The following is a 12514-nucleotide window of genomic DNA, read 5'->3' as shown; positions in this document are numbered from 1 at the left end:
CATGTCCGAGCAATTCCCCGCCCTGTTCAAGCCGCTCCCGCTGCGCCACAAGACGCTCAGGAACCGCATCGTCTTCGGCGCGCACACCGCCAACATGTCGGTGAACGGGCTGCCGGGCGAACGCCACCGCGGCTATTACGAGGAGCGGGCGCGCGGCGGTGCGGCGATGATCGTGGTGGAGCCCGTGCCGGTGCACCGCACCGCGGTGCTGACGCGCGGCAACTTCCTGCATTCGACGGACGAGATCATCCCGCATTTCCGCAAGGTGACGGATGCCGTCCACGCCCATGGCGCGGTGATCTGCCACCAGCTCTACCATGTGGGCCAGCACGGCGACTTCGACAACAGCTACGAGCCCAACTGGTCGCCCTCGGGGCTTCCCTCCTTCCATGATTCGGACGGCAGCCACGCGATGACGGAAGCCGAGATCGAGGAGATCATCGAGGGCTTCGTCCAGGCGGCGCGGCGGGCGAAGGAATCGGGCTTCGACGGCATCGAGCTGTTCGCCGCCTACAACGCCATCATCGACCAGTTCTGGCTGCCCTTCAACAACCGCCGCGACGACCGGTGGGGCGGCAGCTTCGAGAACCGCATGCGCTTCTCGCGGACCATCATGGAGCGCATCCGCAAGACGGCGGGCGAGGACTTCATCATCGGGCTTGCCGTGAACATGGATCCTTCGAGCCCCGTCTCGCAGACGGTGGAGCAGCTGCAGGAGGTGATCGCCTGGCACGACGAGCGCCAGCTGATGGACTACGTGACCTGCGGCACGGGGAGCTATTTCAACTCGACCGGCATCATTCCCAACGTGTTCTACGCCGACAAGCTGGGTGCCCCCTTCGCCGAGGCGCTGAAGCAGGTGGTGAAGCACGCGAAGGTGCAGTGCGAGGCGCATGTGCGGACGCCCGAGAACGCCAACTACGTGGTGGCCTCGGGCCAGGCAGACATGGTGTCGATCGTGCGCGGGCAGATCGCCGACCCGCATCTCGCCAACAAGGCGAAGGAGGGACGGCCGGAAGACGTTCGGCCCTGCCTTTCCTGCAACCAGATGTGCTGGGGCCGCCGCTACCGCGACTACTGGATCTCCTGCCTCATCAACCCGAGTGCCGGCCGCGAGTTCGAATGGGGCGGCGACCGCTTCACGCCCGCCGGAAAGCCGAAGACCGTGCTGGTGATCGGCGGCGGTGTGGCCGGGCTGGAAGCCGCGCGGGTCGCCGCCGAGCGCGGCCACCGCGTGACGCTGGCCGAGGCCTCCGACCGGCTGGGCGGCCAGTTCCGGCTGGCGGGGCTGACGCCGCGCCGCCACCAGATCATCGATTATCTCGACTGGTTCGAGCGCCAGCTCTCGAAGCTGCAGGTGAAGGTGCTGCTGAACACGCCGCTCGACGCGGAGGAGGCGAAGGCCATGGGAGCGGACGTGGTGATCGTCGCCACGGGCTCCATGCCGGACGGCAAGGCGTTCCAGCGCGCCATGCCGGAACACGACGCGCTGCCCGGCATCGAGCGCGGCAACGTGGCGAGTGCGGAGGACGTGATGGCGCGGATCGCCCGGCCCGGGAAGCGCGTGATCGTGCTGGACGAGACGGCGAACTGGAAGGGCGCGGGCACGGCGCTGAGCCTGGCGGAGGCCGGACACGCGGTGGTGCTGGTGACGGGTGCGCCCGCCGTGATGGCGGAGATGGCGCGCACCAATGCCGACATCCAGCTTCGCGCCCGGCTGAGGGAACTCGGCGTGCGCATGCTGACGGAGACGATCCTGCGGGAATGGCACGGCGACGGCGCCACCGTTCAGGGCTTCGGCGGCAAGCCCGAGCTCATCCCGGCGGACACGCTGGTGGTGGCGGCAACCAATGTCTCCGAGCGGGCGCTGGGAGACGAGCTTTCCGCCCCGCTGATCGGCGACGCAATGGCTGCACGGAACGCGGCCATGGCGATCTACGAAGGGCGCAAGCTGGCGATGGCGGTCTAGGCCGAAGCCCCCTCCTCCCGCCGGCCGGAGTGGCGGGATGCACCACTCTCTTCCTCCTATTCGGGCAGGCCTGCCTTGCGCAGGCCCTCCTGCCAGCGCTGGCGATCACTTTCACGTCGCAGGGGGTAACGGTCAGGCAGGGAGCTGACCCGCAGGGTGGGATCCGCGAGGCGAAGCTTTTCCATCGCGGCCCCGGCCTGCGCCTGGCGGCCGAGGATCGCGGCGCTGGCAGCAACGGTTGCATAGCCGAAGATCAGGTTCTGGGGGATCGCGACGGCGACATCGGAGGCCGAGATCGCCTCCTCGTACCGCCCTGCAACGAAATAGGCAAAGGCGATGGCGCGGCGCATGTTGGAAAGGCTGGGGTCGTGCGGGCTCATATGCATCGCCCGGGTGACATGGTCGATGGCGCGGTCGGGTTCTCCGAGCCAGGAGGCAGTCCATCCCAGAAACATCCAGCCGGTGGCGTAGTTGGGATTGAGTTCCAGGCTGCGCGCGATCAGATGCGAGCCCGCCTCGAGTTCGCCCGCGACGAAGGCCAGCGCCATTCCGGACGCCGCGAGCGCAATCGGATCGTCAGGTCCGAGTTCGACCGCGGTGCGAGCGAGCCGCCGCACCTCGGGATGGTCGAAGGCGGGATCGTAGTCCCAGCCTTGCGTCTTGCGCTGCGAGTAGCAGCGTGCCGCCATGCCGAAGGCGGTGGCGAACTGCGGGTCCAGCCCGGCCGCCTTGTAGAAATGCGCCATGGCGGCGCGATTTCCATCGAGGGTCCACCTGTTCACCTCGGCCTGGCCGCGGAGGTAATGGTCATAGGCATCGAGACTTTCGGTGGGCTTGCGCCGCGAGCGTTCGATTTCCGCCTGCTCGAGCTTGGGAGCGATCGCGCCGACGACCTGCGAGGTCACCATGTCCTGCAGTTCGAACAGATCCGCCATGTCGCCATCGAAGCGGTCGGCCCATATGGCTGAACCGGTCGTCGTGTCGATGAGCTGGCCGGCAATGCGCAACCGGTTCCCCGCACGCCTGACGCTGCCGTCCAGGACGTAGCGGACACCCAGTTCGCGCCCCACCTGCTTCACGTCGACGGCGCGGCCCTTGTAGGCGAAGCTCGAGTTGCGGGCGATGACGAAGAGCCAGTGAAGCCTCGACAGCGCCGTGATGACGTCGTCCACCACACCCTCGCTGAAGTAATCCTGCTGCGGATCGGCGCTGAGGTTGGCGAAGGGAAGGACGGCAATCGACGGGCGGCGGGCCTGGACGGCAGGAGCGGGTTCCACCGTCATGCCGAGGTTCTGACGGGCCTTCTCGAATTCCGCGGTGGTGGCAGCTTCGGGCGCCGTGCCGAGCTCCTGCTTCAGGCGCTCCTCCAGATGCTGGTAGCGCCTGATCGCCTCCGACTTCCGGCCAAGGGCGGACAAGGCGGCGATCGTGAGGCGGTGGGCATCCTCGCGGAATATGTCACGGCGGAGACAATCTTCCGCCAGGCGCAGGGCTTCATCGGGCCTCCCGGCCTCCAGCTCCAGCCTTCCGAGCCTCTCGAGCACGTCGCAGGCGAGACTGCCGAGACGCCGGCGCTCGCTGCTGAGCCACTCTTCGAAGGCCTCCTCGCGTATATCGAAGCCGGCCAGCAGATCACCGCCGAGCAGCTGCGCTGCCCGCTTGAGATCATCGGCAGCCCTGCTCTTGGCAAGGGACTCGAATTCCGCGAGATCGCTCCGAATGGCGCCGGGGGCGAGCCTCACCGCATAATCGTCGGACAGGACCACTTCCGAGCCCAAGGCCTTGCGGAGCCGTGCCAGGGCCTGGCGGAAGTTCTGCTTGGCCTGGTCCTCGAAGTAGGAGCCCCACAGGAGCCCCGTCAGCTGATCGCGCCCGACGGGCTTTCCGGCCGCCACGAGAAAGGCGAGAAGCGCACTGAGCTTGGCACTGGCCGCCACGCTCTTTCCCTCTGGCCCGCCGAGGTCGAACTGGCCGAAAAGCTTGAGGCTTCGCATGATCACCTCGTGACGGCTGATTTAACGCCCAGTCACGGCCTATTCACAAGCCACTTTTGCGCCATCGAACGGCGTTGTCACGGCTCCGGTGTTTCCTGTGCGGCGTGGAACGGGAGATGAAGCAGAGGATGCGCTGGATCTCCCCCTCCGCAGATGAGCCCCGCGGGGCGCCGCAGCGACATCAAGGGAGATCGCATCATGAAGGAATATGCAATGGCTCAGGCTCTTTCGGCCGGCGCAGTGGGCACATCGCTGAGGACGCTCCTGGCCAACTGGCGGGCGCGCCGGAGGGTGGCAAGCCTGAGGTGCTGCGACGACCTCACGCTGCAGGGACTGGGACTTACTCGCGACGACCTGCGCCACGCGCTGCGGCTGCCGCTCACGGAGAACCCTCAACTTGCACTGGAGTATCGCGCGATGATCCGCCACCGGCAGCCGGCATGCGCAAGAGCGCCTGCCGAATCCCGGCGAGCCCCGTCTCGTTCCGCCGAACCATGAGCTCCTTGGCGGCCTCCGGCGCCCTCTCGGGATGGCCGGCATCGAAGGGAGGGGAAGGATCATACTCGATGGCAAGCTGGATGGCCTTCGCGACGTCCGGCCCGGCAATCTTCGCGACGACGCTGAACGCGAAATCGATGCCCGCCGAGACACCTGTCGATGTAATCACATTGCCATCCCACGCCGTGCGTTCGCCTGCGTGGCGGGCACCGACGAGCGGCAGCAGGCCGGTGTAGGCCCAGTGCGTGGCCGCCCGCCTCCCCTGGAGAAACCCTGCCGCACCGAGAAGAAACGCGCCGACGCATACGGAGCTCACATAGGTGGCCTGGCGGCCCTGGCGGCGGATGAAGTCGACCGTCTCGACATCGGCCAGGGCGTCCGCCACTCCGGCACCTCCGGGCACGCAGATCAGGTCGAGCGGCGGACAGGTGCTGAAGTCGCAAGTGGGCATGATGCCGAGGCCGCGATCGCTCAGAACCGGCGAGCGCGTCCTCGCCGCGACGTGGACCCGCGCATCAGGACAGGGACTCGGCGCCGAAAGCGACGGCGGCGTGCTCAGCCTGCTCAAGACTTCGAAGGGACCCGTGAAGTCGAGCTGCGTTATCCCCGGGAAGATCACGAATCCCATGTCGAAACCAGACATGTCACTCTCCTCCTCCGGTGGGCGCCACGTGGCGCGCCTCATCGCGATGCTCAGCCGACGATCTTCTCCTTGGCGCCGCCGCCAATGCGTTCGATCCCGTCCACGAGTTGCAACTCGACGCGCGCACCCGCAATTCCGAGATCCTGCAGCACGCGCGCGGCAAGTGCCTTCACGGCGGAGCCGACAGTTGCACGATCACGGCCCGGTTCCGTGGCGAGCCGGATCAGGATTCCGTCATCAAGGGCGGCGAACTGGTACTGACGAATTCCCTCGACCTTCACCAGACGAAACCGGAGTCTCGCCGCATGGATCTCGGCGACCGCGCCCGACCGCGTCCTGAAGCGCAGGAACTCCTCGGCGCGGCCCTCGATGTCCTGAATGCGCCTGAAGGGCCGCCCGCAGGGGCATGCCCCGTCGGCGAGGGTGATCAGGTCGGAGAAATCATAGCGGATCACCGGCAGGGCATAATTGAAGAGGACCGTGGCCAGCATCCTGGAACCCTGGGTGCCGGCGGGCACCGGACGGTTATCCGCGTCGACCACCTCCAGCAGGACCAGATCCTCCATGATGTGCATGCCGCTGCAATGCTCGCAGTCGACGGCCATGATCCCCGTCTCGGTGGCGGTGTAGCCATTCGCGACCGGCGCATTCCACACTTGCTTCACGAGCTCCCGCACATCGGGCGCCAGCGCTTCCGCCGAGGACCTGAACAGCTTCGGCGCGATCCTGAGCCTTCCCGCCGTCTGCTCTTCGGCCAGCCGGCGGATCAAGGATGGATAGGCGTTGAGATAGTCCGGCTGATAGGCATTGAGAGCGGCGACGATTTCCTCCACCGGAGACGTCACGAACAGCGTCGGCGCGCCCGGCCTGCTTGCGCGGAACTCCGCATGAAAACGGTAGCTCAGGTGAACCGGCGACGGCGCTCCTATTCCCAGGCCGCGCATGTCCGGCGTGATGCCCGTCATGCGCTGTGTGCGGATCTGATTGGCAACGGTCACGTTCCAGCCCTTCCGGTCATAGACGAAGAGACCGCGCTGGCCGGTCGACCCCCCGGTGGCGATGCAGCGATACTCGCCGAGGAGCAACTCTCCGGGCCGGTCGCTGCTCACATGCTGCTCGACCAGCTTCCGCGTCAGCCTGTCATCCGCGACGACCCTGTCGAAATCAGCCATGAGCTTCGACTTGGTCATGATCGGGAACTCGGCGAAAGGCCGGCCCTTCGAGACCAGCTTGCCGATCGTCTCCCGGTAGTAGGGCGAGTGAGCAGCTGCGTGGCGCAACAGGGCGTTCAGCGCGCCGCTCTGGTATGCGAGGAGCCGCTCGCGCGTCCAGTTGCCGTGGGACGCAAGTTCTTCAGCGAGGCGACCGGCGAGCGCGAGGTCGACTGTCGGAATGCCAGACTGCCGAGAGTCCTGATCCATACCGTCATTCCAGGATGCGGTCGGAACATCCAGTATAATCCACGGGACGTGCGAAGGCGACTCGGGACTTCAAAAAAATGAGTGTTTTCGTCAGCGGCCGGACCAGAATTCGTCGTGAAGCCTCGCGGCTTCCCCGGCGAGCAAGGGGCCCACGACTTCCGTCGCGCGCTGGCCGGCGGCAAAGACCAGCCGGCAGGGGAGATCGAGCGTCGGGTTCTCCCGGCTGTCGCCGATCAGCTGCTTCATCTCCCGTTCGGACAGGCCGAACACGACGCGCCCTATGCCCGCCCAGTAGATGGCGCCGGCGCACATGGCACATGGCTCGGCCGACGTATAAAGCGTGCATTGCGCGAGGAACTCCAGATCGTAGGCCTTCCCCGCCCGGCCGGCGAGGAGCCGCTCCGCATGGGCGGTGCGGTCGCCGCCTTCCGAAGCATAGCCATTGCCCTGTTCCATCAGGACGTTGCCGTCCCCATCGGCGAGAATCGAGCCGAACGGGTGATCCCCGGCGTCGCGCGAGCGCCGCGCCACGTCGAAGGTCCTGCGCATCAGAGTCTCGTCATAAGGCCGCTTGCTATCCGCCATCGCGAAGGCTCCCCTGGCTCATCGAAGGTCACGCCGGCGGCAGTACCACAGCCTGAGGAGATATTCGCAGAGGGCGAGGATGAGCATCGCCGCGCCTGCCGCCAGCACGATGGGGCGGGCGATGTTCCGGGACAGCTGCTCGCCCGAGACGAAGGCGGAGGACAGGAACTCCCGCCCCCAGGGGCTCGCCGCGAGAGCGATCGTCACGATCAGGCTGATCCAGGGCCACCTGGACATCGTGGTTCCTACAGTTTGGATTGCCGGCCGTAGAGAAGAAGCATCGCGACGATGACGGCGCCGAAGATCAGCTGCCGCCCTGCCTCCTCGATCTGCATCACGGAGAGGATGGACTGCAGCAGGGTGATCAGCACGACGCCGGCGACGGTGCCGAGATAGGAGCCTCTTCCGCCGAGCACGTGCGTGCCGCCGAGCACGACGGCGGCAATGGCCGGAAGAAGATAGGCATCGCCCATCGACTGGGCGGCCTTCGAGGCATAACCCGCCAGCAGGACGCCGCCGAAGGCCGACAGGGCACCCGCCAGCACGAAGGTGAGCATCACGATGCGGCGGGTGTTGATGCCGGAAAGGAAGGCGGCGCGCTCACGGTTGCCGATGGCGTAGATCGACCGTCCGAACGTCGTGCGGTTGAGCAGGAACACCGCCGCCACGGCGATGATCAGCCAGACCAGAACGCCGTTGGGAACGGCCGGGATCATCTCGCCCGTCGCCAGCCAGCGCATGGCGGGGGTGGCCGAGTCCTGTGGAGAGAATCCGCCGGTATAAACCACCATCAGGCCCTGCGTGACCGCGTTGGTGGCGAGCGTGACGATCATCGACGGTATGCGGAGATAGGCCGTGGCGAAGCCGTTGACGAGGCCGATCAGCGCGCCGCACAGGATGCCCACCGGCACGGCGAAGGCCGCGCCCAGGGGGCCGAAGCTTGCCGCGGCGCAGGCCATCATGGCGCCCGCCGTCACCACCCACGGCACCGAGAGGTCGATCTGCCCGAGGAGAATGACCATCATCGTTCCCGTGGCGATGACCCCCAGGAAGGAGGCCACCTTCAGCTGCTGCAGCAGGTAGGTGGCCGAGAGGAAGTTCCGCGAATAGATGGCACCCACCACCAGCAGGAGGAGGATGCAGCCGAAGGCGATCAGCACCGCCGGTTCGACGCCCCTGGGCCAGGCGAAGCCGCGCGTCTTGACGGTGGGCGTGGTGGTGCTCATGGCCAGTGCCTCACGGGAACCACTCCAGCTTGTTGCGCACCCGGAGGAGCCCGAGGGCACTGATGCTCACCGCCAGCAGCAGGACGATGCCCTGGAACAGCGGCTGCCACAGCGGATCGAAATCGAACACGAAGAGAAGGTCGCCGATGGTGCGGAATGCCAGCGCGCCGAACACCGCTCCGATCGCGCTGCCGCGCCCTCCCATGAGCGCCACGCCGCCCAGCACCACCGCCGCGATGGAGAACAGGGTGTAGGTGCTGCCGCTCGCGTAAGCCGCTTCTCCGGTGTAGCTGAAGAAGGTGAGGTAGAGGCCGCCCACCGCCGAGAGGAGGCCCGAGAGCACATAGGCGGTGAACTTCGCGAGGCGCACCGGCATGCCGGACATGTAGGCTGCCTGCTCGGCCGAGCCCGCCGCGTAGGCGGCCCGGCCGATCACCGAGCGGCTGTAGGGAACCCAGACCACGAGGATGACGGCAATGAGCGCTGCGAAGCTTGCGGGGAAGACGCCGATCAGCTTGCCTGTCATGGCATCCGCCAGCGTCTCGTTCACGCTACCGCCCGGGAAGGGCCTGAGGAGCAGCGCCAATCCATAGAACATCGCTCCCGTGGCGATGGTGGTGACGATGGGCTGCAGGCGGCCGAAGATCACGATGAGGCCGTTCAGCGCGCCGCACAGCGCGCCGGCGAAGAGCACGCCGACGACGCCGAGGAACGTCTCGCCCACGGTGCCGACGACAATCCACGAGGCCAGGCAATTCGCCAGCGTCAGGATCATGCCGACCGAAAGATCGATGCCGGCGGTGATGATGACGATGGCCTGCGCCATGGCCACGAAGGCCAGGAGCGTCGCCTTGTTGGCCGAGGTCTGCACCACGTTGGCGGTGAAGCCTGCGGGGTGGTTGCCCGCGTAGATCGCGAACATGAAGAGGAAGATCGCGACGGCGAGCAGCGTGCTCCTGTTCTCGGCAAACCAGTAGCGCCAGTCCTTCATGCCGGTTGTGCCTCGCCGATGTTGAGCGCGCTCGACACCAGCGCATGCTCGGTGATTGCCTCGCCCTCGAGGGTTCGCACGATGGCACCGTCATACATGACGAGCACCCGGTCGCAGCAGCCGATCAGCTCGTCGTAGTCGGTCGAATAGAACAGGATCGCCACGCCGTCCTCCGCGAGCTTGCGCAGCAGCGCATAGATCTCCTGCTTGGTGCCGACGTCGATGCCGCGCGTCGGGTCGTTGAGCAGCACGATGCGCGGGTCGTTCATCAGCCATTTGGCGATCACCACCTTCTGCTGGTTGCCGCCGGAGAGCGATGACACAGGCAGGTCCGGATCGGCCACCTTGATCTTCAGCAGGTCGATCATGCGGGCGACGCGTTGGGAGCGCGCCCCGGCATCGATGATGCCGCGGGTGGAGACGCGGTCGAGTGCCGCAAAGCACAGGTTCTCGGCGATGCTCATCGGCAGCATGAGGCCTTCGGTCTTGCGGTCCTCCGGGATCAGCGCCATTCCGGCGGCGCCCGCCTTGGCCTGCGTCGGGTCCGCGATGCGACAGGGCCTGCCGCCGATCTCCAGGCTTCCACTCACCCCGCGCAGCACGCCGAAGAGCGCCAGCAGCAGTTCGCGCTGGCCCTGCCCGTCGAGCCCGCCCAGCCCAACCACTTCGCCGGCGTTGAGGGAGAAGGAGATGTCGCGGAGGCGCCCAGCCCAGGAGAGGCCGCGGCAGGCGAGCGCCGCCGCAGCCGGCCTTTCGCCCGCGAACTTGGGCGGGAAGACGTTCTCGTACTCGCGCCCGATCATCAGCTCCACCACCTCGGTGTCCGTCTTCGTGCCCGCCGCGTAGGTTGCGATCTTGCGGCCGTTGCGGAACACGGTGCATTCATCGGCCAGTTCCGCGATCTCGTGCATGCGGTGGGAGATGTAGACGATGGCGGTGCCTTCCTGGCGGAGCCGCTTGATGACCCCGAAGACGCTGCGCACGTCGGCGGCGGTGAGGGCGGAGGTGGCCTCGTCGAGGATCAGCACCCGCGGCCGCCGCGCCAGCGCCTTGGCAATCTCCACCATCTGGCGGCGGGACAGCGACAAGTCCCTGACGAGTGCGGAGGGGTGGATGTCGGCAGCACCCGCATCGGCGAGCGCCTTCTCGGCCATGGCGCGCTGCGCCTTCCTGTCGATGAGGCCCAGGCGCTGCGGCGGATGGCTGATGACGATGTTGTCGGCGACGGTGAGATCGGGGATCAGCGACAGTTCCTGGAACACGCAGACGATGCCGGCGGCATTGGCGGCGGCGGGCGTGGCGAAGCTCACCGGGCTGCTGTCGAGCGTGATCGTGCCCTCGTCCGGCGCCACGACCCCGGCCATGATCTTGATGAGGGTCGACTTGCCCGCGCCGTTCTCACCCAGAACGGCGTGAATCCGGCCGGGAGTGACCGCCAGGTCGGCCTCCTTCAGCGCGGTCACGCCGCCATAGCGCTTCGACACGCCAGTCATGGTGAGAAGGGGCTGGGCCAAGGCAACTCGCCTCCTGCAGGGGAGCGCCGCACCGCGGGGTTCGCTTTCCCGCGGCGCGGCCGGTTCGGACGCGAAGGACCGGCTTACTGGTTTTCCTTCGTCTGCCCCATGATTTCCTGCGCCGTGAAGTTGATGCCGCAGGTGGGGAAGGAATTGCCGACGAAGAAGTTGTCCGACTGGTCGGGATAATAGTCGGCGTTCTCCTTAAAGTCCGGATCCTCGACGATGGCCGTCGGCAGCTTGATGGCCTGCGGCACCACCTGGCCCTCGAGCGCGGCAATCGCCACCTTGATCGCCACCGCCACCTGGGCCGGCCCCGTGCCGGCGGAGGAGCACTTCAGGCCTTCGCCCGCATGTTTGGCGCAGAACTTGCGGAAGCCGTTCTCGGTCTCGCCGCCGAAGGGCACGAAGGGGTGCTTGGCATCGATCATGGCCTGGACGACGCCGGTGTCTCCGCCCTGGGCGGTGATGCCATCGAAGGGGCCGTTGGTGGCGATCGCATCGGCCGTCACCTTCTGGGCGACGCCATCGTCCCACTTGCCCACGACCTCGGTGACGTTCCAGGTCTTGCCCGAGGCATTCAGCGTCTCGTGGATGCCGTTGTGGCGATCCGTATCGACGGAGGTGCCGGCGACGCCGCGCACCTCGAGAACCTTGCCGCCGTTCGGCAGGTGCTTGATGAGCCAGTTCGCCCACAGAACGCCAAGCCCCTTCTGGTCGACGTTGACGTTGATCGCATCCTCGGTGTCGAGCGTGTTGTCGAAGGCGACCAGCACCACGCCCGCTTCCTTCGCGCGCTTGATGACAGGCCCGAAGGCCGTCGGGTTCTGCGCGTTGACAACGATTGCATCATAGCCGGCGTCGATGAAGTTGTTGATCGCGGAAATCTGTGCCGGCACGTCCTCGCCGGTCGAGACGACCTTGAATTCCTTGAGCTTGGCGGCGACGTCCGGCTGCGCGGCATAGGCTTTCGCCGTCTGGATCATCTGGATGCGCCAGGTGTTGGCGATGTAGCCGTTGGCGAGCGCGATGCGGTACGGGCCCTCCTTCTTGGGGTATTGGTAGAACTTGGTATCGCTCGACCAGGGCGCCATGCACTCCGGTTCGGTCGCCGGGCCGCTGACGGTCTCGGCGGCGTAGGCGGCGGTGAAGCCGCCCATCAGCATTCCGGCGGCGCCGGCGAGCAAAAGGTGCTTGATCGACCTTGCAATCATCTCGTGTCCTCCCAGACTTTTGCCGTAGCTCGAGTTGATCCCGCCCTGGGCCTGCGGCTTGCCATCTATGCAGCGGGGTGAAGAAAGCTTATCAGTTATGACAGCGCTGTCAATTGACGAGGGGCCGGTGGCTCTGGTTGCAGGCGTGGCCGAATGTTATCTGGAGGGGGACCGCGGGACGGAACGGGATGACGGAGAAGAAGAGAGGCAAGAGGGTTGGCCGGACGACACTTGACGACGTGGCCCTGGCGGCCGGGGTGAGCGCCATCACCGTCTCGCGCGCCCTGCGCCACCCCGAGATGGTGTCGGAAGGGCTTCGCCGCCGCATCAACAGCGCCGTGCTGAAGCTCGGCTATGTGCCCAACGTGGCGGGGGGGGGGGTGGCCTCTGCGCGCGGCCACCCCACCAGCATGCTCCTGCCGACGCTCTCCACACTCCTCTTCTCCTCCCACCTCCCAA

11 protein-coding genes are annotated in these 12514 nt (G+C 66.7%); 2 read left to right on the top strand and 9 right to left on the bottom strand.

Going from position 1 to position 12514, the window contains the following annotated elements:
- Position 1 precedes the first annotated feature (1 nt).
- Entirely contained in the window at positions 2-1969 is a 1968-nt protein-coding gene (locus ACK4HL_RS13655) for an FAD-dependent oxidoreductase (protein ID WP_409761219.1), read from the top strand.
- A 56-nt stretch (positions 1970-2025) separates the two neighbouring features.
- Here ACK4HL_RS13655 and ACK4HL_RS13650 read toward each other — a convergent pair whose 3' ends face one another.
- From ACK4HL_RS13650 to ACK4HL_RS13610, 9 genes are all read right to left on the bottom strand, one after another.
- Positions 2026-3963 carry a BTAD domain-containing putative transcriptional regulator gene (locus ACK4HL_RS13650; protein ID WP_409761217.1) on the bottom strand — a complete coding sequence of 646 codons (1938 nt, stop codon included), beginning with the start codon at positions 3961-3963 and terminating at the stop codon, positions 2026-2028.
- A gap of 379 nt (positions 3964-4342) precedes the next feature.
- Entirely contained in the window at positions 4343-5104 is a 762-nt protein-coding gene (locus ACK4HL_RS13645) for a DJ-1/PfpI family protein (RefSeq protein WP_409761215.1), read from the bottom strand.
- Between the two features lie 50 nt (positions 5105-5154).
- Positions 5155-6525 (bottom strand): phenylacetate--CoA ligase family protein, encoded by a 1371-nt coding sequence (locus tag ACK4HL_RS13640; protein WP_409761213.1) that lies wholly within the window; start codon positions 6523-6525, stop codon positions 5155-5157.
- A 90-nt stretch (positions 6526-6615) separates the two neighbouring features.
- Positions 6616-7110, bottom strand: coding sequence for a nucleoside deaminase (locus ACK4HL_RS13635; protein WP_409761211.1), 495 nt, complete (start codon positions 7108-7110; stop codon positions 6616-6618).
- 18 nt (positions 7111-7128) lie between these two features.
- Positions 7129-7347 (bottom strand): hypothetical protein, encoded by a 219-nt coding sequence (locus ACK4HL_RS13630; protein WP_409761209.1) that lies wholly within the window; start codon positions 7345-7347, stop codon positions 7129-7131.
- 8 nt (positions 7348-7355) lie between these two features.
- Positions 7356-8336, bottom strand: coding sequence for an ABC transporter permease (locus ACK4HL_RS13625; protein ID WP_409761207.1), 981 nt, complete (start codon positions 8334-8336; stop codon positions 7356-7358).
- Positions 8337-8346: 10 nt separating this feature from the next.
- Positions 8347-9327, bottom strand: coding sequence for an ABC transporter permease (locus tag ACK4HL_RS13620; protein WP_409761205.1), 981 nt, complete (start codon positions 9325-9327; stop codon positions 8347-8349).
- Entirely contained in the window at positions 9324-10820 is a 1497-nt protein-coding gene (locus ACK4HL_RS13615; RefSeq protein ID WP_409761304.1) for a sugar ABC transporter ATP-binding protein, read from the bottom strand. The genes ACK4HL_RS13620 and ACK4HL_RS13615 overlap by 4 nt, the downstream gene beginning before the upstream one ends.
- A 104-nt stretch (positions 10821-10924) precedes the next feature.
- Positions 10925-12007 carry a sugar ABC transporter substrate-binding protein gene (locus tag ACK4HL_RS13610; RefSeq protein WP_409761302.1) on the bottom strand — a complete coding sequence of 361 codons (1083 nt, stop codon included), beginning with the start codon at positions 12005-12007 and terminating at the stop codon, positions 10925-10927.
- Positions 12008-12243: 236 nt separating this feature from the next.
- Between ACK4HL_RS13610 and ACK4HL_RS13605 the strand changes: the two genes are divergently transcribed.
- Positions 12244-12514 (top strand): LacI family DNA-binding transcriptional regulator (locus ACK4HL_RS13605; protein WP_409761203.1); only part of this gene is annotated, 271 nt, incomplete at its 3' end.

Source organism: Aestuariivirga sp., from assembly GCF_046294715.1.
Taxonomy (GTDB): domain Bacteria; phylum Pseudomonadota; class Alphaproteobacteria; order Rhizobiales; family Aestuariivirgaceae; genus Aestuariivirga.
This window is presented reverse-complemented; position numbering and strand designations above follow the sequence as displayed.

What these genes read in the sequence shown, in the direction of transcription:
- ACK4HL_RS13610 (WP_409761302.1), bottom strand. Translation starts at nt 12,007, where the DNA reads ATGCTGATGGGCGGCTTCACCGCCGCCTACGCCGCCGAGACCGTCAGC.
- ACK4HL_RS13635 (WP_409761211.1), bottom strand. Translation starts at nt 7,110, where the DNA reads ATGGCGGATAGCAAGCGGCCTTATGACGAGACTCTGATGCGCAGGACC.
- ACK4HL_RS13650 (WP_409761217.1), bottom strand. Translation starts at nt 3,963, where the DNA reads ATGCGAAGCCTCAAGCTTTTCGGCCAGTTCGACCTCGGCGGGCCAGAG.
- ACK4HL_RS13640 (WP_409761213.1), bottom strand. Translation starts at nt 6,525, where the DNA reads ATGGATCAGGACTCTCGGCAGTCTGGCATTCCGACAGTCGACCTCGCG.
- ACK4HL_RS13615 (WP_409761304.1), bottom strand. Translation starts at nt 10,820, where the DNA reads ATGACTGGCGTGTCGAAGCGCTATGGCGGCGTGACCGCGCTGAAGGAG.
- ACK4HL_RS13620 (WP_409761205.1), bottom strand. Translation starts at nt 9,327, where the DNA reads ATGAAGGACTGGCGCTACTGGTTTGCCGAGAACAGGAGCACGCTGCTC.
- ACK4HL_RS13625 (WP_409761207.1), bottom strand. Translation starts at nt 8,336, where the DNA reads ATGAGCACCACCACGCCCACCGTCAAGACGCGCGGCTTCGCCTGGCCC.
- ACK4HL_RS13630 (WP_409761209.1), bottom strand. Translation starts at nt 7,347, where the DNA reads ATGTCCAGGTGGCCCTGGATCAGCCTGATCGTGACGATCGCTCTCGCG.
- ACK4HL_RS13645 (WP_409761215.1), bottom strand. Translation starts at nt 5,104, where the DNA reads ATGTCTGGTTTCGACATGGGATTCGTGATCTTCCCGGGGATAACGCAG.
- ACK4HL_RS13655 (WP_409761219.1), top strand. Translation starts at nt 2, where the DNA reads ATGTCCGAGCAATTCCCCGCCCTGTTCAAGCCGCTCCCGCTGCGCCAC.